This is a genomic window from Sphingomonas lenta, assembly GCF_002288825.1.
In the GTDB taxonomy this organism is placed as follows: domain Bacteria; phylum Pseudomonadota; class Alphaproteobacteria; order Sphingomonadales; family Sphingomonadaceae; genus Sphingomonas; species Sphingomonas lenta.
The window spans coordinates 161,602-179,811 of sequence record NZ_NSLI01000004.1 but is presented as its reverse complement, the minus strand read 5'-3'; the positions used below and the strand labels follow the sequence as shown (position 1 = coordinate 179,811).

Annotated in this window: 20 protein-coding genes; 6 read left to right on the top strand and 14 right to left on the bottom strand. The window is 72.0% G+C overall.

The window, feature by feature from the left end; translation table 11 throughout:
- Window positions 1-243: 243 nt before the first annotated feature.
- Window positions 244-1,125, bottom strand: coding sequence for a hypothetical protein (locus CKY28_RS18330; RefSeq protein ID WP_141243941.1), 882 nt, complete (start codon window positions 1,123-1,125; stop codon window positions 244-246).
- A 26-nt stretch (window positions 1,126-1,151) separates the two neighbouring features.
- Window positions 1,152-1,328 carry a DUF6471 domain-containing protein gene (locus CKY28_RS19370; RefSeq protein ID WP_425442533.1) on the bottom strand — a complete coding sequence of 59 codons (177 nt, stop codon included), beginning with the start codon at window positions 1,326-1,328 and terminating at the stop codon, window positions 1,152-1,154.
- A 421-nt stretch (window positions 1,329-1,749) separates the two neighbouring features.
- On the opposite strand from CKY28_RS19370, the gene CKY28_RS13070 reads away from it, so the two are divergent.
- Together CKY28_RS13070 and CKY28_RS13065 are read left to right on the top strand one after the other, a co-directional pair.
- Entirely contained in the window at window positions 1,750-2,595 is an 846-nt protein-coding gene (locus CKY28_RS13070) for a Tle-like phospholipase domain-containing protein (protein WP_141243940.1), read from the top strand.
- Window positions 2,596-2,635: 40 nt separating this feature from the next.
- Window positions 2,636-3,520, top strand: coding sequence for an ankyrin repeat domain-containing protein (locus tag CKY28_RS13065; protein ID WP_141243939.1), 885 nt, complete (start codon window positions 2,636-2,638; stop codon window positions 3,518-3,520).
- A 4-nt stretch (window positions 3,521-3,524) separates the two neighbouring features.
- Here the strand turns inward: CKY28_RS13065 and CKY28_RS13060 are convergent, their stop codons facing one another.
- The 12 genes from CKY28_RS13060 to CKY28_RS13005 all read right to left on the bottom strand — a co-directional run bounded on the left by CKY28_RS13060 (window position 3,525) and on the right by CKY28_RS13005 (window position 14,667).
- Complete coding sequence (locus tag CKY28_RS13060) at window positions 3,525-4,184, bottom strand: hypothetical protein (RefSeq protein WP_141243938.1); 660 nt, start codon at window positions 4,182-4,184, stop codon at window positions 3,525-3,527.
- A complete protein-coding gene (locus CKY28_RS13055) occupies window positions 4,151-4,609 on the bottom strand; it encodes a hypothetical protein (protein WP_095998814.1) in 459 nt (152 codons plus the stop codon). Before CKY28_RS13055 ends, CKY28_RS13060 begins: the two co-directional genes overlap by 34 nt.
- Window positions 4,606-5,925, bottom strand: coding sequence for a FliI/YscN family ATPase (locus tag CKY28_RS13050; protein ID WP_095998813.1), 1,320 nt, complete (start codon window positions 5,923-5,925; stop codon window positions 4,606-4,608). The genes CKY28_RS13055 and CKY28_RS13050 overlap by 4 nt, the downstream gene beginning before the upstream one ends.
- On the bottom strand, window positions 5,915-6,526 hold the full coding sequence (locus CKY28_RS13045; RefSeq protein WP_095998812.1) for a FliH/SctL family protein: 612 nt from the start codon (window positions 6,524-6,526) through the stop codon (window positions 5,915-5,917). Before CKY28_RS13045 ends, CKY28_RS13050 begins: the two co-directional genes overlap by 11 nt.
- Complete coding sequence (locus tag CKY28_RS13040; RefSeq protein WP_141243937.1) at window positions 6,523-7,071, bottom strand: hypothetical protein; 549 nt, start codon at window positions 7,069-7,071, stop codon at window positions 6,523-6,525. The genes CKY28_RS13045 and CKY28_RS13040 overlap by 4 nt, the downstream gene beginning before the upstream one ends.
- Window positions 7,068-7,895 (bottom strand): type III secretion system inner membrane ring lipoprotein SctJ, encoded by an 828-nt coding sequence (sctJ, locus tag CKY28_RS13035; RefSeq protein WP_217989589.1) that lies wholly within the window; start codon window positions 7,893-7,895, stop codon window positions 7,068-7,070. Before sctJ ends, CKY28_RS13040 begins: the two co-directional genes overlap by 4 nt.
- A 173-nt stretch (window positions 7,896-8,068) precedes the next feature.
- Window positions 8,069-8,464: a hypothetical protein gene (locus CKY28_RS18765; protein ID WP_176473092.1), complete on the bottom strand. Its 396-nt coding sequence runs from the start codon at window positions 8,462-8,464 to the stop codon at window positions 8,069-8,071.
- A gap of 14 nt (window positions 8,465-8,478) precedes the next feature.
- Entirely contained in the window at window positions 8,479-8,793 is a 315-nt protein-coding gene (locus CKY28_RS13025) for a hypothetical protein (RefSeq protein ID WP_095999216.1), read from the bottom strand.
- A gap of 46 nt (window positions 8,794-8,839) precedes the next feature.
- Complete coding sequence (locus CKY28_RS13020) at window positions 8,840-9,961, bottom strand: SctD/MshK family protein (RefSeq protein WP_095998809.1); 1,122 nt, start codon at window positions 9,959-9,961, stop codon at window positions 8,840-8,842.
- Window positions 9,958-11,907, bottom strand: a complete 1,950-nt coding sequence (sctC, locus tag CKY28_RS13015; protein WP_176473091.1) for a type III secretion system outer membrane ring subunit SctC — start codon at window positions 11,905-11,907, stop codon at window positions 9,958-9,960. The genes CKY28_RS13020 and sctC overlap by 4 nt, the downstream gene beginning before the upstream one ends.
- A gap of 26 nt (window positions 11,908-11,933) precedes the next feature.
- Window positions 11,934-13,916, bottom strand: coding sequence for a flagellar biosynthesis protein FlhA (locus CKY28_RS13010; protein ID WP_095998807.1), 1,983 nt, complete (start codon window positions 13,914-13,916; stop codon window positions 11,934-11,936).
- 10 nt (window positions 13,917-13,926) lie between these two features.
- Window positions 13,927-14,667, bottom strand: coding sequence for a lytic transglycosylase domain-containing protein (locus CKY28_RS13005; RefSeq protein WP_141243936.1), 741 nt, complete (start codon window positions 14,665-14,667; stop codon window positions 13,927-13,929).
- Window positions 14,668-15,092: 425 nt separating this feature from the next.
- Between CKY28_RS13005 and CKY28_RS13000 the strand changes: the two genes are divergently transcribed.
- Genes CKY28_RS13000 through sctR form a run of 4 tightly spaced genes read left to right on the top strand, consistent with a single transcriptional unit; the run spans window position 15,093 to window position 18,209 of the window.
- Window positions 15,093-16,235 carry an EscU/YscU/HrcU family type III secretion system export apparatus switch protein gene (locus CKY28_RS13000; RefSeq protein ID WP_095998805.1) on the top strand — a complete coding sequence of 381 codons (1,143 nt, stop codon included), beginning with the start codon at window positions 15,093-15,095 and terminating at the stop codon, window positions 16,233-16,235.
- Window positions 16,235-16,561 carry a FliO/MopB family protein gene (locus tag CKY28_RS12995; protein WP_095998804.1) on the top strand — a complete coding sequence of 109 codons (327 nt, stop codon included), beginning with the start codon at window positions 16,235-16,237 and terminating at the stop codon, window positions 16,559-16,561. The genes CKY28_RS13000 and CKY28_RS12995 overlap by 1 nt, the downstream gene beginning before the upstream one ends.
- Complete coding sequence (locus CKY28_RS12990; protein ID WP_095998803.1) at window positions 16,558-17,544, top strand: FliM/FliN family flagellar motor switch protein; 987 nt, start codon at window positions 16,558-16,560, stop codon at window positions 17,542-17,544. Before CKY28_RS12995 ends, CKY28_RS12990 begins: the two co-directional genes overlap by 4 nt.
- Window positions 17,544-18,209 (top strand): type III secretion system export apparatus subunit SctR, encoded by a 666-nt coding sequence (gene sctR, locus CKY28_RS12985; RefSeq protein WP_095998802.1) that lies wholly within the window; start codon window positions 17,544-17,546, stop codon window positions 18,207-18,209. The genes CKY28_RS12990 and sctR overlap by 1 nt, the downstream gene beginning before the upstream one ends.
- Window position 18,210: the final 1 nt, after the last annotated feature.

Genomic DNA, 18,210 nt, shown 5'->3' with positions numbered 1-18,210 from the left:
CATCGCGGTGCGGACGACTCAGCGTGAGTCGCGCGTACGCCGATAAACCCTGAACCAAATTACCACTTACCCCGTTCGGATGTGTAAGTCTGTCACCAAACGTAGGCGTTAACTTGTGCAAAGGCTGACGATTGCATTTAGCCTTCGACACGATTCTATATGGCAGCTGCGCCGACACGTAATTGGTTACCCATCCTTGCGGTGACGGGTGCCTTATTATCTAATGCGTCGAGTATCGGAATTTCAGGTAATCCGGGCTCCTGCTTCGACCGGGATCAGGCCCACAGCATTCTCAATCTCGGAACCGGTTATCACCGGATTTTTAGGATTATCGATCCTGTAAATCGACTCAGTTACACGCTCAGGCGACTCGTCATCCTCGTAGATCGTCCGATAGTAGATACGAACGAACAGGTAGAGCACCACATCAGCAACTTGCTCCTCTTGATTGAGTATTCTCGTCGCTCGTTTGAAACCGTCATTGAGGCTTTCTGTAACATAGCAAGTTCGATCAGTGTCAGGAAACAGATACCCGATTATCGGGGCAGCATCGGTGTGAAGGCGGCCAATAGGCCGTATATCCATGCCGCCTCCGGGCAGGATGTGACGGGTAAAGAAGCCAAACTCATGATCGATCCGAATCTGGCGCGCGACAGTCTGCCCGACGTTTTTGAATCTACACTGGCCTGATACAGACCAGATTTGTAGGTTTGGCCGCCATTGCTGGGAGAAAGTGGCGTCGCTGACGCCGCAGATTTGAATCCATGCTCTATTTTCGGCTTCCATGCTAACGCGGGAAATCTTGTTTGCTTCGCGCGCGGCGGCAAGCGCCCTTCGGTTAAAATCAAGCGAAAGGATAAGGCCGATTACGCCAAAGCCGCTGAGTATAAGTTGCCAGAATGCCCAATCAGCCGCATTGCGGGAAGCCTCCACCGCGCGCCATTGGGCGCAAAGATCGGAGTCATCACGGGACCGCTGGTCGCGGCATGGCTCGCGTTTCTCGCGGCGCTGGACAGTTTTTGGGCCGGCCTCCGCAGGCGGAGCTTTCTGTTCTTGTTCGGCAATTTCGATGTAGCGGGGGTAACGCTCTGGCTTGTTCGGCCCTGAGAACGATGCCGTTGCCAATGACCCAAGCCCCGCCGAAATTGCTATTAGTCCGAAGATAGCCGGAACGTTGAGCCTTCGATCGCCCCTAGGCATTGGATCAGGAACACCGTTGTAAATCTACCCCGTGCCAGCTTGTTCCTGATGTTCGGCTCCGAGTCCATCACGCCTATGTCGGCGAGCTTGCCGGCGAGCTGCGCGTATGTGACATCGCTGCGCTTCAGCGCGTCCTATGCTGATCTCCTCGCCGCAACCGTAATCCTTGTGAACGGTCGTAAGGACGTGTCCGCATGCGCCGTGCCCAGGATAAGCAGCACCACTCGCTTCACGTCACCTCGATCGGGTCAGTTAGTGGACTGACGGAACACCTTGGGCTCAACCGCTTCCATACGATGTCGAGAGCCACGATCCGAAGCGTAGCGTCTACCTGCTTCAGGGTCATCACCAGCTGCCGAACTCGCCCGTGCGTGCGCTCGATCTCACCCGCCATCTCCGCCACGCCCTAATCGAAACGAGTATGGCGCGCCTCTCGCGTCCGGTGCAGCTTAGGCCCGTCCGCAAGGAAGGGCCGCATCCATGCTGAACGCCGTCGACCGGTCGTTTATTTCCCCCGGGACCTCGTCGACGGCCGCACAGCCGCCGCGGATGGATGCGGCCCAAGCGTACCGCGCGGACTGGAACGTCGGCGCGGCCTCCGCCCCGACCGTCGCGCTCGCCGCCGCGCCAGCCGCCCCGGCGCCCGGCGGCGGGCGGTCGGCGGCCGAGACGCACCGCAACGCGCTGCTCGCCGCCGACGTCTACAACCATGTCCCCGCCCCGCCCGCCGGGACGCGCGTGGCGACGCCCGCGGAGCTGGACCGGCTGGGCGTCACGCCCGGCATGCTGGACGTGCCGAGCGCGAACTACCGAGCCCGCGTGTACGTCACCGGCGCCCCCGGCCAGGAACGCTACACGATCGCGTTCCGGGGCTCGCAGGAGTGGGGCGATTGGAAGGCGAACGGTCAGCAGTTCCTCGGCCGCGACTCGGTACACTACTACAACGCGCTGCGGATCGGCGAGCGCATCGCCCGAAGCGGCGCGGCCGTCGAGTTCGCCGGCCACTCGCTCGGCGGCGGCCTCGCCGCCACCGCCGCGCTCGCGTCGGGCCGGCACGCCGACACGTTCAACGCCGCGGGCCTGAGCGAGGCGACGATCGGCCGCGCCAGGGCCATCGCCGACGCCGCGGGGGTGCGCCACGGCGCGGTCCACAACCACCGCGTCCCCGGCGAGGTCCTGACGGCGGCGCAGGAGGGCGGCGACCGCGTCGCGGGCGGACTGCTGGGCGGGATCCCCGGCGCGGTGCTGGCCGACCTGCCGGAGGCGTACGGGACGCAGCATGACCTGCCGCTCGTCCGGCCGGAGGGCAAGAACTGGTTCGAGGCGCGCAACCCGATCGACCGGCACGGCATGGACTGGGTGCTGGCGGGCACCGCGGCCCGGGCGGGACGTTGATCCGTTGACCCCCGGCTGAGACAGGGCGATGGTCGCTTATGTGTCCGCCCGTTTCCTCCTCGCCGCCGCGCTGCTCGTGACGGCGGCCTGCCAGAACGACGCGCAGGCGAGCTGCTTCGTACCCGAAGCCGTGCTGCCCAAGCGCGACGCCACGCTGACCGATCCCAAGCTCGGCCAATCGGCGCGCGACCTGGCCGAGGCGCTGTACGATCGCGACCTCCCCCGCGCCGAGCGCCTGCTCGCCGCCGATCCCGCGCTCGCCACCGTCCGCGTCGGCGAGCGGCACAGCATGCTGACCGTGGCGCTCGCGACCTGCGAGCCGCGCGCGGTCGACCTGCTGATCCGCCGCGGCGCGCCGCTCGACGTCACGGGCGACGGCGGGACGCTGCAACTGGCGCTGATGGCCAAGCAGCCCGACTTCGCCTTGGCGCTGCTCAAGGCGGGCGCGAAGCCCATGCCGCCCGAGTCGCCGCTCGGGCCCGTCGACATCGCGACCGCGCTGGGATCGATGGGCGGCGTCCGCATGCTGCTCGATTTCGGGCTCGATCCCAAGTTCCGCGACAGGCTCGGCAACAGCCCGCTCGGGAACGCGCTCGACGCGGACCGCTTCGAGATCGCCGAGCTGCTGCTCGACCGCGGCGCCGATCCTTGGGCGATCGACGTGACGGGCGGCAATCTCGCCTATGCCGTCACCATGCCGATGATGCGCGACGATCCCGACGACGAGGCGGCGCAGAAGCGGCTCGCCGCGCGGCTCCCCAAGCTCGGCTGGCCCACGCCCCATCCCAGCCCCGCCGAGATCCGCCGCTTAGCACTCGACGGCCGCTGGCCGCCCGCCCACGCCAAGGCCCCGCCCGTGCCCGAAGGCGTGCTCGCCGTCATGGCGGAGAACGCCCGGCGCGAGAGCGGCGCGCGGACGCAGTGAGCCGCTAGGCCGCCTCCACCTCCAGCGCGCCCAGCGTCACGCCCGCCTCCGCCAGCGCGGCCTCGAGGTCCGACAGGTCGCCCAGCCCGTCGCCTCGGCCGCCGACGAACAGCGTGACGTCCAGCACGCCCGCCGCGTCGCGCACCAGCCGCGCGCCCGTCGCGGGCCAGGCACGCTCGCCGAAGCGCACGGTGACCTCCTTCGACCCCTTGCCGTTCTCGCGCGTCCACAGGTCCGCCAGCATCTGCGCGAACGCCCCCGGATGCGCCTGCGGCGAGGGCATGACGGGCATGGGCAGCGGCGCGGGCGCGTTCGCTTGGCCGGGCAGCGCGAAACCCTCGAACTGGTCGCGCCGCTCCTGACGGCGCTCGGGGACCGCGATCGGCCGCTCGTCGGTCGCGGCCCGCTCGGGCGCGCCCGCCGCCGCCTTATTGGCGACCGGCTTACCCTTCAGGGGAACGCCCGCCTTGCCCTCGCGCCCGACCGCCTGCTCGGCCGGCGGCATGCGCCCACGCGCGCCCGCCAGCGCGTCGCGCATCGCGCGGACGTCGTCGGGCGCGGGCTCCCCCCTCGCGGGCACCGCAGCCCGCACGGGCGTCGCGCGCGGCGGCGCGGCTCGGCTCACCTCCGTCATCTCGGCCTCCTCGCTTCGTCGATCTCCCACGCGGTCCGCTCCTCGTCCCGCCGGGCCCAGCGGCGCGCCAGCGCGTCCGCGTGCTCCGCGATGCGGTCGTGCCGCGCGCGCGCCAGGATCATCAGGCGCCGCCGCTCGCGCTCCGCCTCGCCACACTGCCGCTCGCGCTCCCGCGCGTCGCCCAGCGCCGATCGCGCGACCGATTGGCGGAAGCGCTGATGGTCCGCCACCGCGAGCAGCCGCTCCGCCTCGCCCGGATCGAGCGTCAAGTCCTCGCACGCCGCCCGGTGCCGCTCGTCGGCCGCGGCCGCGGCCGCGTCGGCGCGCGCGCGCTCGGCCTCGGCGCGCGCGGCGGCGGCGCGCGCCTCCTCTAGCGCGCGCGCCGCCGCCTCCATGCGCACGTGGCGCAGCCGCACCAGCATGCGGGCCTGCGCGCGCCCGTCGGCCGCGCTCATCCCGCCACCCCGCGCAGCAGCATCAGCGACGACTGGAACGCCTCGGGCTGAAGCGCGTCCTGCCGCAGCAGCGCGTCGATCTCCGGCTTGGCGGCGATCGCCCGGTCGGCCAGCGGGTCGGATCCCGGCCGGTACTCGCCCACCTGCACCAGGAACTCGATCTCCTGGTGCTTGGCGAGCAGCGCGCGCACCCGCATCGCCGCCTTGGCGTGCGCCGGGTCGGCGAGCCGCGGGAACAGCCGCGACAGGCTGCCCAGCACGTCGATCGCGGGATAGTGCCCCGCCGCGCCCAGCTTGCGCGACAGCACCACATGCCCGTCCAGGATCGAGCGCACCTCCTCGCCGACCGGGTCGCCGCCCTCCTCGTCCTCGAGCAGCACGGTGTAGACGCCCGTGATCGACCCCGTCCCGTCATTGCCCGCGCGCTCGAACAGGCGCGGCAGCTCGGCGAAGACCGACGGGGGGAAGCCGCGCCGGACCGCGGGCTCGCCCGCCGCCAGCCCGATCTCGCGCAGCGCGCGCGCGAAGCGGGTGACCGAGTCCATCAGCAGGAGCACGCGCCTGCCCTCGCTCCGGAAACCCTCGGCCACCGCGGTGGCGTGGTGCGCGGCGCGCACGCGCTCCATCGCCGCGCGGTCGGACGTGGCGCACACGATCACCGATCGCTTGAGCCCGTCGGGGCCCAGCGCGTCCTCGATGAACTCGCGCACTTCGCGCCCGCGCTCGCCGATCAGCGCGATCACGATCACGTCAGCCTGGGCGAAGCGCGCCAGCATGCCCAGCAGCGTCGACTTGCCGCCGCCCGCCGCCGCGAACACGCCCACGCGCTGCCCTTCGCCCAGCGTCAGGAGCGCGTCGATCGCGCGCACGCCCGTCGCCATCGGCGCGTCGATCAGCGCGCGCTCCATGGGGCCGGGCGCGGGCGCGTGGAGCGGCCGCCGCTTCAGCCCCGCGGGCAGCTCGCCCAGCCCGTCGATCGGCCGTCCCCGCCCGTCGAGCACGCGGCCCAGCAGCGCGTCGCCGTACGGCACCTGCGCCTCGCCGCCGCGCACGATCACCTCCGCGTCGACCGACAGGCCGCGCACGTCGGCCAGCGGCGTCAGGATGGTGGCGTTGCCCGCGATGCCCACCACCTCTACCGGCACGACCTGGCCGGTCGCGGGCTCCACCACCTCGCACGCGTCGCCGATGCGCGCGGCGATGCCCGTCACCTTGAGCGTGGTGCCCAGCACCTCGACCAGCCTGCCCCGCCGCTCGACGGTGGCCGAGCGCTGCAGCCCCGCCAGCAACCGCTCGACGGTCGCCTCACCCGCCATCAGCGACCTCCCGCCAGATGCGCTCGATCTGCCGCAGCTGCGTCTCGAGCCCCGCATGCGTGCGGCCGAGCGGCGTCTCGATCACGCAATCGGCCCCGGTGAGCGTCGCGTCCGCCTCCACGCTCAAGGCCGGCCGGTCGCCGAGCCGCGCGGCGACGGCGGCGGCGGCGGCGGGCGGAACGCGCACCACGGCCTGGACGTCGGGCGATACGGTCGCGACCGCGCGCTCGGCCAGCCCCGCCACCATCGCCTCCTCGCCCACCGCGCCCGCGATGCGGCGCACCACCTCCAGCGCCAGCGTCGCGATCTCGGCGCGGCGGCGCGGCTCCTCCTCGGCCGCCTGCCGGGCGAGCCGCAGCAGCTCGCCCCCCATCTCCTCCTCGCCCGCAGCGCGGCCCTCCAGCCTGCCCGCCTCATAGCCTTCCGCCCGGCCCGCCGCATGCGCCTCGTCGACCGACCCGCTCGCTTCCTCGCGCAAGCGGCCCGCCTCCGCCAGCAGCGTCAGCGCGTCGCGGAACCGCGCCACCTGCGCGGCGGGCACCACCGGATCGTCGGCCAGCGCGGTCGCGAACCGGTCGGCGTGGAGGACGACGAAGCTCATGACGCCCCCGGGGCCTCCAGCGCCGCCGCGACCAGCGCTTCGGCCCCGCCTGCCTCGGCGTCCGACCCCGACCCGCCCGGCGCCCAGCCCAGATGCGGGCGCAGCGACGGCGGCGTGAGCGCGCGCAGGAGCGCGAAGCCGCGCCCCTCCAGCTCGTCCGGCCCCAGCGCCCCGCTCAGCGCGGGCAAGTCGCCGGCCCGCTCCATCGCCCAGTCGAGCAGCTCCTCGCCCGCCGCGTCCGCCAGCCGCCGGAGCCACCCCCCGTCGATCGACGTAGCGAGCGCGGGCCCCATGGACAGGAGCGCCGCCGCGACCGCGATCCGCCGCTGCTCCGCCCTGGGCCGCCGCATCCAGCCCGGCGTCTCCAGGAGGTCGCCCAACGTCGCCGCCGGCGGCGCGCGTCCCGCCAGCCGGTCGAGCAGCGCCGCCGCCCGGCGCTCGCCCGGGTCCCCGCCGCCCGCCAGCACGTCGCGCCCGATCGCGGCCAGCGTCGCGCGGCTCTGTGCGGCGTGCCCTAAGGCGGCGTGGTTCTGCGCGGCGCTCACGCGCCCGTACCGCGGCGCACGATCGCGCGCCGCTGGTTCCACCGGCGGAAGCTCGGATAGGCGAACAGCCCGAGCAGCCCCAACAGCGCCACCGCCAACAGCGCGGGCAGGCCGCCGCTCAGCGCACCCGCCGGCCCCGCCGCCGCCGCGGTCGGCAGCGGCTGCGCGGGGAAGGTCTCCACCGACACCTTGTCGTACGACAGCCCCTCGACCGAGTTGACGACCAGCGACTTCACCTTGCCCACCTGCGCGTCGATGTTCGCGCCCGGCCGGTACTTGATGAACACGGACGCGGACGCCGGCTGCGTCGTCTCGGCGAGCGGCTGCGCCTGGGGCAGCGCCAGGTGCACGCGCGCTTGCACCACCCCGTCGATCTCGGAGATGGTGCGCGACAGCTCCTGGCTCAGCCCGCACACCAGCCGCGCGCGCTCCTCGGTGGGCGACGAGACGAAGCCCTCCTTCTTGAACACGGTGCACAGGTCGGCGAACTCCTCGCGCGGGTAGCCGCGCGAATGCAGCACCTCCACCGCGCGCGCGAAGCTTCCCTTGTCGGTGACCAGCGTCCAGCCCGCCTCGCCGCCATTCTCCTTGGTCGCGGAGATGCCGGCGCTCTGCAGCACCGCGATCATCTCGTTGGCCTGCGCCTCGCTGAGCTTGGTGTAGAGCTCCGCCTGGCCGCACGCCGCGAGCAGGAGCGCGAGCCCGACCAGGACCGGGCCCGCACGCCTGCGCCGGCGCTTCGTCGCTCCTGCCGCCCTCGTCACCACGTCCTCGCCCTCGCATTCCTCAAACAAGCAAGCCGACGCCTGCATCCCTTCGCGCATCTAACCTTCCCCGGCGAAGGCCGGGGCCCAGTCACGGCGCCGTCCGCGAGCGCGGGCGCCCCCGCCCGAAAGCGCACCGTGCCTGGACCCCGGCCTTCGCCGGGGAGGCGCCGGCGTCGCACCGAACGCGCCCATGGCGGCGGCGTGCGGGAAAGACGGTCCGCTCCCCACCCTCACGACTGCTGGCGGAATAGCTGCTGGATGCCGTCGGACGTGCGGTTGGCGATGTTGGACGTCAGCTGGCAGTGGAACATGAACTCGTGGCACCGCATGGTCAGGTTCACCACCTCGCCCGGCGTCATCTCCGCGCCGCTCGCCTGCGCGGCGTTGGCGTATTCGGCGACGCTCTTGGCCTCGCCGTTCACCTTCTCCAGCTGCGTGAACATCGCCTTCACCGCCGGCTCCAGCGCGTCCACCGCGCCCACCGCGGGCGCGCCCGCGGCGTTGAGCGCGCCCTGGAAGCCGGTGACGTCCGCCGTCGTCGGGCTGGGCTGGAAGGTGACGGCCTCGGGCGGCAGGGGGGCGGAGGCGCCCGCCGCCGCCATTCTCGCGATCGCTTCGATCGACATGGGTTCTTCTCCGCTTAGTTCTTCCGCGCCATCGTCTCCAGCGCCTTGCCGACGCTGTCGATGGAGGTGGACGAGCTGTTCGCCATGAAGCTCATGCGCATCGACTCGGCGGTCAGCTTGGTGATCTGCGACGGGTTGTCCTGGCCCTGGCTGCTGATCGAATCGGACATCTGCTCGATGCGCGCCGCCTGGTTGTCGAGCGTCTGCCCCCAGGACTGGGCCAGCGCCTCGAACCAGGTGCCCGGCCCGCCGCTGCGGCCCATGCGGTTGCCCGTCAGCGGCGTGGCCGCGACATTCGCGAGATTGGTCGTGATGGTCGTGTTGCTCATGGTCTTCACTCCTTCTTCGCTCGCATTCGTTCGTGAACTCGCTCCCTCACGTCGCCAGCCTGAGCTGACGCCCGTTCTTCTCCAGGTGCACCGCGTCCGGCTGGATCGCGAGCAGCCGGTGGCCCGACGGCAGGATCGCGCCGGGGAAGTACCGCGCGCCGTCCACCGTCTGGATGTAGGCCGGCTCGCCCGCGATCACGCTGGACACCTTCTTGGTCAGGTCGGCGACGCTGCGGATCGCCAGGTCCTCCGCCGACACCAGGTCCTCGCGCAGCAGCAGCCGGCCCGCCAGCGGCAGGTCGGTGCGGACCGCCTGCTCCAACCGGGCGCGCTGGTCGGGCCGCATCGGCGTGGTGCGCAGGAACACGCCCGTCCGCCCCATGGGCCTGGCCTGCGCCTGGATGTTCTGGGTGCGCGCCAGCGCCGCGACCGACTGCGCCAGCTCCGCGCTCGTCTGGACGCTGATTTGGCCGGGCAGCCCCGAATCGCGCAGCACGTCCTGCGCGCGCACGCGCTCCGCCTCGCGCGCGACCACGCCCGTCACCACCACGCCGCCCGCGGGATCGGGCGCGACGGTGAGCGCGGGCAGGCCGGCGGCCGCGAGCGCCCGGTCGACGCGCGTGGCCTCGTCGCCGCGTAGGCCCAGCGCGTCGATCGCGGGCAGCGCAGTGGCCGCGCCCACCATCAGCACGCCCGCCGCGCCCAGCGCCCAGGCGCGCCGCCCGCGGAACACGCCGCGCACGTCCGACCCGGCCTCCTTCAACACGGCCAGCGCCTGGTCCTTGGCGTCGGGCGGCGGCAGCGCGGGCGCGGGCGTCGCCTGCGCCAGCCCGCCCGCCTCGCCCCAGCGCTCCGACTCCGGCTCGCCCCAGGCGAGCGCCACGCCGCCGATCGAGAAGGGGACGTAGGGCGGCAGGATCGCCGTCCGCCCCGCCTCCAGCTCGGACCCGAGCATGGTCGCCTCGCCGCTCAGCACCGTGATCTGCGCCGCGCCGTCGCCGTCCACCGCCAGGTCGACGGCGACGCCCTTGGTGGCGGGATCGCGGATCACGACGTCCTGCCAGAACTGGTGGCCGATCGACACGGTCCCGTTCGCCGGCAACGCCTTTTCCGTGCCGGCGAGGCGGCCGGTGAGCACGCGCAGCACGGGACCGGTCGCCTCCGTCACGGGCGCGTACCCGGATTGGGCGCGGGCGGCACGGGGATCGACGCCGGCGGCCGGGTCGGCTGGACGGGCTGCACCGGCTGCATGGGCGTGGTCACCCGCTCCGAGCTGCTCGACACGGTGGTCGGCCCGACGCGGGACGCCAGCGGCACCAGCCGCGGCGTGATCAGGAACAATCGCTCGGTATGCGCGCGCGCCCTGTTGCGGAACTTGAACAGCTCGCCCAAGAGCGGGATGTCGCCCAGGAGCGGCACCCGGTATTCGTCGTTCTGGTCCGCGTCGGTGATCATGCCGCCCAGCAACAGACTTTCCCCATCCAGAACCATGGCTTGCGTCGCCACGCTTGAACGATCGACGATGGGGATATTCTCCACGACCGAATTGGGGCTGATGCTGCCGTCCTCGATGTTGACCACCATGCGGATGCGCGTCTGGTCCTGGTCGCGGAACACGTGCGGGTTGACGCGCAGCACCGTGCCCGCGGTGACGTTGAACAGGTCCACCTCCGCGCGGCCCGCCACGCGCACGTAGAAGGTGCGCGTCCGGTCGAAGATCGCCTCGACGTTCGACAGGGTCATCACCTGCGGCCGCGACACGATGCGCGCGGCGCCCCGGTCCTCCAGCGCGGTGATTCGCCCTAGGAACTCGCGCTGGCTGCCGATGATCGTCGAGATGGTGCCGCCCAGCGCCGACGGCGTGATGTTGTCGACGTTGCCGCGCCTGGAGCCGGGCGTCGGCAGCAGCCGCGTGTCGCTGTTGGCGTCGCCGTTCCCGAACAGGAAGCCGAAGCCGCCCGACCCCAGCCGCCAGTTGATGCCCAGCCGGCGGAGCCGGTCGACGTTGATGTCGATGATCGTCGCCTCGACCTCGACGATCTGCGGCTCCACGTCGAGCGCGCGGATCAGCGAGTCGTACGCGTCCATGCGTTCGGGCACGTCGCGCACGATGATGGCGTTCAGGTACGAGCTCGGCTCGATCCGCACGATGTCCTGCGTCAGCGGCGCGGCCAGCCCCGCCCCGCCGCCGCCATAACCGTCCACCTCGCCGCCCAGCACGTCCGTGTCGAAATTGGCGGTGGTCAGCGGCTGCGACAGCGGGATCTGCTGGCCCGAGGGCGGGATCGCGGCCAGGCCCGTGCCCTTCAGCCGCGGCTGGCTCTGCCGGATCGGGCGCGCACCGAACTGCGGCCCGACGGACAGCGCCGACCCGCCCGGCCGCTGGTCGAGCACCAGGTTCTGGAGAATGGTGGCGAGCCCCGGCACGACCGTCTGCCGCCCGCCCGCGGTCACCAGCGTGTCCTCCGCGCGCGCGTAGCGGAGGTAGAAGACGCGGAACTCGAGCGGCTGGACGGGCGGCGGCGCCGCGGCCACCGCGCCCGGCAGGCCCGAGAAGACGGGCGAGTTCGCGCCCCCGCCGCCCGCGACCGCCGCGCCGCCGCCGTCGCGCGCCAGCGCCGCGATCTGCTCGATGAAGCGCGGCGTGCCCGTCGCCACCAGCCCGTCGCTCGACGCGCGCACCTGGTTGCGCCGATCGGGCAGTCCCCGCGCGCGCGCCTGGCGGACGACGCGCGCGGCGTTGTCGCCGTCGGCGGGGATGTTGCGCGTGCCGAGCTCGCTCGCCGCGTAGACGTAGAGCGCGGCCCCGTCGTTGTAGCTCACCAAGTTGAACGCCCGGGCGATGTCCGCATAGATGCGCTCGACCGATCCCCGGAACACGCCGCTCACCGTGCCCGTCAGGTTGGGGCTCGGCACCACCGGCCGGCCCACGCGCCCGAACAGGTCGCGCAGGAACGCGCCGATGGGCTGCTCACGCGCGGAGATGGACAGGTCGGGACGCGCCGCGGCCGCTTGGCCGGGCTGGTTCCCCGCCGCCGGCGTCTGCGCGCCCGCGGCCCCGAGCGCCAGCCCGGCCGTGATCAGTGCTGCGGATACCCCCGTCGATAGCTTCATTCGTCCTCCCGTTACTCTGCCGCCCGTCATTCCGCCGCCAAGGCCGGCTGTTCGTCCCCCAGCATCGCCGGGGGCAGGCCGATCTGCCCCACCACGTCGACGCCGACCGTCGGCGACATCTCGTTGAACGCGAGCACCGGCAGGTCGAACAGGTCGGGCTCGATCAGCTTGCGCACCGCGCGCCGCGCCTCGAACGACGTGACCACCGCGTCCGCGCCCGTCTGCGCGGCCGCCGCGGCGATCGTCTCCACCAGCTCGCGCGCGACCTCCGGCTTCACCGCCAGCCGCTCCACGCCGTCGACCAGGCGCGTGGCGTCGCGCACCACCGCCTCCAGCTCCGGCGTCACCACCAGCGCCTTGAGCGCGCCCTGCCGCGCCACTGCGTCGAGCAGGTAGCGCTTCAGGCCGATGCGCGCGAGGTCGGCGATGCGCGCCGTTTCGCGCTCCTGCGCGGCGGCCTCCGTCAGCGCCTCCAGCACGTCGCGCATGTTGCGCAGCGGCACCTCCTCCTCGGCCAGCCGACGGAGGATCTCGGCGATGCGCGACGCGGGCACCGCGCGCACGGCTTCCTTGACGACCTCCGGATAGTCCTCGCCCACGCGGTTGAGCAGCGTCACCGCCTCCTGCACGCCCAGGAAGCGGGGTAGGTTGCGGCGGATCAGCGCCTCCACCCCGGCGACCACGTCCTCCGGTTCCGCGCCCTCGCCCGACCCCACCGGCAGCTCATAGGTGAGCAGCCGCCAGGCGGGCGGTGCGTCGGGCGCGATGAAGTGGATCGCCAGCCGCGGCAGCGGCACGCCGCTCCGGTACTGGAGGCGCTCCAGCATCTGCGTCAGCGCGGCGGTGAACCTCGCCTCCTCCTCGGCCGGCGGCTGCGGGCCGGTCAGCTGCAGCAGCAGCGGCACCACCGGCTTGGGCTGCGCCGGCTCGGCGAGCAGCGTGGCGGGCCGGGGCAGCTCGCGCCCGCGCGCGACGGCGCGGCGCAGCGGCCCCGCATGCTTCAGCACGTGCGGCTGCAGCCGGGGGTGGAGCGCCGCCCCCGCCAGCGTCGACGAGAAGCCGAGCGCCACGAACACCAGCGCGGGAAAGCCCGGCACCAGCGCCATGAGGAACGCGATCGCGCCCACGAACAGGAGCACGCGGGGGTTGGCGGACAGCTGGCGGTGGATCGCCTCCCCGAGGTTGCCGTCCTCCTCGTCGGTGGACCGCGTGACCATCAGGCCCGCCGCCATCGCGCCCAGGAGTGCGGGGATCTGCGCCACCAGCCCTTCGCCGATCGTCAGGATGGAGTATTTCTGCGTCGCCGCGCCCAGCTCCATGCCCTGCTGCATCACGCCGATCGCCAGCCCGCCGATCAGGTTGACGATCACGATCACCACGGACGCGATCGCGTCGCCTTTGACGAACTTCATGGCGCCGTCCAGGCTGCCGTGCAGCTTGGACTCCAGCTCCAGCACGCGGCGGCGGCGGCGCGCCTCGTCCTTGTCGATCAGGCCGGAGCGCAGGTCGCTGTCGATCGACAGCTGCTTGCCCGGCATCGAGTCGAGGGAGAAGCGCGCGGCCACCTCCGCCACGCGCTCCGCGCCCTTGGCGATGACGATGAATTGAACGATGGTGATGATCAGGAACACCACCAGCCCGACCACGATGTTGCCGCCCGCCACCATCGACCCGAAGGTCTGGATGATGTGGCCGCCGTGTCCCTCCACCAGGATCATGCGCGTGGTCGCGATCGACAGCGCCAGCCTGAACAGCGTGGACACGAGCAGGATGGACGGGAAGCTGGAGAAGTCGAGCGGCCCGCGGATGTAGAGGGTGGTGAGCAGCAGCATCACGCCGAAGGTGATGTTGATCCCCACCAGGGCGTCGATCAGCAGGGTCGGCAGCGGCAGGATCATCAACGCGACGATCGCCACCACCCCCACCACGAGCACCAGGTCCGCCACCCGCCCCGAAATGCTGACGCGGGCCGTGGGCGTGCTCGACGCCAGATAGCGTTCGATGCTCATGTACGCCGTCTCAGCGCGCCCGGGCCGGACCGCCGCCCGCCATGGCGCGGCTGTAGTCGCCCATCACCTTGCGGACATAGCCCTGCGTCTCCCGGTAGCGGGGGACCTTGCGCCCGGCCTTGATCACCGCGCCCGGCCCGGCGTTGTAGGCCGCCACCACCAGCGGGACGTTGTTGCCGAGCTGGCGCTGCAGTTGCTTCAGATAAACTGCGCCCGTGCTCACCGCGAGCACGGGATCGGTCAGCATCCGGCGCGGGTCGCGCACGCCCAGGCCCCGCGCGGTGGCCGGCATCACCTGCATCAGCCCCAGCGCGCCCTTGTGCGAGATCGCGCCCGGCCGCCCGGCCGACTCGGCGCGCATCATGGACTGGAGCAGGTGCGGGTTGATGCGGTACCGGTGCGCGATCGCGGTCACCAGCGCGTCCGTCGGCGCGGCCCGGCTGGCGCGCACCGCGTTCGCCGCCTTCTCCAGCCGCCGGCGATAGCCGGGCATGCTCACCGACACCGTCTGCGGACGCTCCGCCCAGCTCGGCGTCGTAGGGACGGGGGCGGTCGCCGCGGGCGCAACGGCGGCCGCCTGCCGGCCCACGGGGCTCCGGCAGAACCGGGCGGCCTCGGCGAAACGCTTGTCGATCGCCGCCGCCCCGCAATTCGCGGTCTGCGCGGCGGCCGGCGTCGACAGGGCCAGCAGGCCGAGCGCGGCGAGCGACGCCGCCGGCCATGAAATCAACTGCTTTCCGATCAAAGGCATGGACGACCGCACTCCGCTCCTCGCGCACCTCCGGCGGGAGATGCGTTCTTCGGCGTTGGCATCGCGCTGGGTCCTGCGATCCGACTCTCGGCTCGGCCCCTGTACGCCCGTTAAAGCGACAATTCAGGGACCAGCGGTTCAACTCACCCCGCTCTGCAATCGTTCCATCGCAGTTTTCTGAAATTTTTCGCAATCCGCAGTGCCGGTTCCGGACACATTTGTAAGCGATGTCCGGGTTGACCCCTGCCGGATAACTTGAGTAAATACGGGCGCTTGGTACGCAACTAGGGTCCTGCGACCAACATCTACAGCCGCTCCGGCGTCCCGCCGAGGCGGCGCCGGCCCGTCCGGCTCCGGCTCCGAGCCTGCACGGCGTCGGTGCGCCCCCGTGGTGCGCCAACGCCGTTCGCGATTAGGGGACGAGCTTGGCCGAGAAGAACGACGGCGGCGACAAGACCGAGAAGCCGACACCCAAGCGCCTCGCCGACGCGCGCAAGAAGGGCGACGTCGCCAAGTCGCGCGACGTGACCGCGACCGCGGTGCTCTTCGTCTGGCTGGTCGTGCTGCTGTTCGGCGCGACCTTCGCCGGCCGCGCCATCATGGGCCTGTTCGAGGACGGCTTCCGCCTGCTCCAGAGCGACGGCTCCTTTGCCGCGTCCGCCGCGGCGATGGGCCGGCGCGCGCTGTTCGCGCTGCTCGGGATCACCGCGGTCGCCCTCATCCCCGCCGCCCTGTTCGGCGTGCTCGCCGAGTTTCTCCAGACGGGCGGCGTGTTCACCTTCGAGAAGGTGAAGCCGCAGCTCTCGAAGATGAACCCCGTCGAGGGGCTGAAGCGCATGTTCAGCGTCGACAACCTCGTCGAGCTCGCCAAGACCTTGGCCAAGGCGGCGCTGATCGTGTTCGTGGTGTGGCTCGTGCTCAAGGGCTCGCTCGCCGAGATCCTGGAGAAGATGGGGCCGGTGCTGCTCCCCACCGCCGAGACGGACGGGCGCGCCGCGGCGGCGTCCGTCTTCTCCTTCACCGGCGGCCTGGTCCGGTCCGTGCTGCTCTGGACCTTCGGCGTGTTCCTCCTCGTCGCGGTCGCCGACATGGCGTGGCAGCGGCACAGCTACCTCAAGAAGATGCGCATGAGCATGCGCGACATCCGCCAGGAGCATAAGGAGAACGAGGGCGACCCGCTGATCAAGTCCAACCGCCGCCAGCTCCACGAGGAATGGGCGAGCCAGAATGCGGTCGGCGCGGCGCGCGGGGCCAGCGTGCTCGTGGTCAACCCCACGCACATCGCGATCGCGCTCGATTACGACGCGGACGCGCGCCCCGTCCCCGTCATGTCCGCCAAGGGCGAGGGCCCGCTCGCCCAGGCCATGCGCGAAGCGGCGGAGGAGGCGGGCGTGCCCATCATCCGCCACGTCCAGGTCGCCCGCAAGCTGTACGAAGACGGCGAGGTCGACGCGCTGATCCCCCGCGAGATGTTCGACGCGATCGCGCAGATCGTGCTCTGGGCGCAGCGCGTGCGCGACGGCCAGCCCGCCCCCGACCTGTCCGAGCCCGCGCTGGAGGCGCATTGATGGATTCCACCCTGGGGGCGGCCTTCTCGGGTCTCCTCGGCACGCTCATCGCGCTCGCCTTCGTGCTGGGCCTCGCCTATCTCAGCCTGAAGTTCCTTCGGCGCTGGCAGGACCGCTTCGCCGGGCCGCCCGACGGCGGGCCGCAGCGCCGGCTCCGCTTCGTCCGCGCGCTCCCCGTCGGCCAGCGCGAGCGGCTGATCCTCGTCGAGGCCGAGGGCGAGCTCATGCTGATCGGCGTCTCCGCGGGATCGGTGACCCTGCTGCGCAACTGGGGTCCCGCGCCGGACGGCGACGCCGACGACGCCACGACGGACGCCCGCGCATGAACGCGCCCTTCCCGCCGCTCCGCTCCAGGCTCCGCGCCGTCGACGCGCGCCGCGCCGCGCTCCAGACGAGCCTCATCGCCGCGCTCAACCGCCGCCTCGTGGACGGGCTGGAGACCCGCGCGCGCCTGGGCGCGGAACGCGACCGCGAAGGCGCGCCCGCTTGGATCCGTTTCCGCCTCGGCGCGCGCGGCCCCGCCGTCGCGCTCGCGCCGCTGCTGGTCGACGGCGCGGTCGCGCGCGTCGCCAATCCGGCCGGCGAGCCGGACGCCGCCGCCGCCGCCGCCGCGCTCGCGCGGATCGAGCCGCTGACCGCGGCCGTCGAGCTGGCGCTGGGCGGCGAGCTCCATCCCGTCGGCCTGCACGGTGCCGCCGACGAGCCGCTGCTGCTGCGCCTCGGCGCAGGCGACCCCGGCGGGCCGGACCTGCACCGCGTCCTCCTGGCGCTGCCCGACGACCTGGAGGTCGCGCCGCTGGCCCCGCCGCCGCTCGCGGCCGGCGCGGGCGCCGCGCTTGGGCTGCGCTGGACGGCGTCGGTGCCGGGGCCGTCCGTCCCGCTTCCCGCTCTGGGACGGTTGGAGCCCGGCGGCCTCTTGGTGCTGGGAACGGGCCCGCTGGTGGCGTACGTGTCGCTGCCGGGCCGCCGGGACCGCGCGCGTGCGCGCTTCGATTTTCAGCAGGGGATGATGGTGTTGGAGCAGGATGTAGCTTCCCAAGAGGCGGTCGCGGCCGCGCCGGGCCACGGCGACCCCAGCTGGGAGGAGGTGCGCGTCGCGACCACCGTCGAGATCGCGGGCGCGACGCTCAGCGCGGGCGACCTGGCGACGCTGGGCCAGGGCAGCGTGCTGCCCGTCGAGACGCAGGGCGGCACGCTCGCGGTGCGCGTGCGCGCGGGCGACCGGGTGGTCGCGCACGGCGAGCTCGTGGCGGTGGGCCAGGGCTTCGGCGTGCTCGTCACCGCGCTCGCGGGCGAGGCGGGCGACTGATGGACCTGTCCACCTTCACGCCGGGCACCGCCCTCGTCACCGTCGTCGCGCTGGCGCTCGCGCCCTTCGTCGCGGTGATGGTGACGTCCTTCACCAAGATCGTCGTCACCTTCAGCCTGCTCCGGAACGCGCTGGGGCTGCAGCAGGTGCCGCCCAACATCGTGCTGAACGGCCTGTCGCTGATCCTCACCCTCTACGTCATGTACCCCGTCGGCCAGGAGATCCAGGCCGCGATCGAGCAGCGCCGGACGGAGGCGGGCAGCGTGCTCCAGTCCACCTCGACCATGGAGACCGCGCTTGACGCGGGCAAGGAGCCGCTCCGCGCCTTCCTCATCAAGCATTCGGACGCGCAGGAGCGCGCCTTCTTCCTCCGCACCGCGCAGCGTGTCGGCAATCCCGAGCGCGTGCGCGAGATGACCGACCGCGACCTCATCGTCGTCATCCCCGCCTTCGTCGTGAAGGAGCTGAGCCTCGCCTTCCAGATCGGCTTCCTGATCTTTCTGCCCTTTCTGGTGATCGACCTCGTCATATCGAACATCCTGCTCGCCATGGGCATGATGATGCTGTCGCCGACCACCATATCCTTGCCGTTCAAGCTACTCCTGTTCGTGCTCGTCGACGGCTGGGTGAAGCTCAGCCACGGCTTGGTGTTGAGTTATGTCTAGC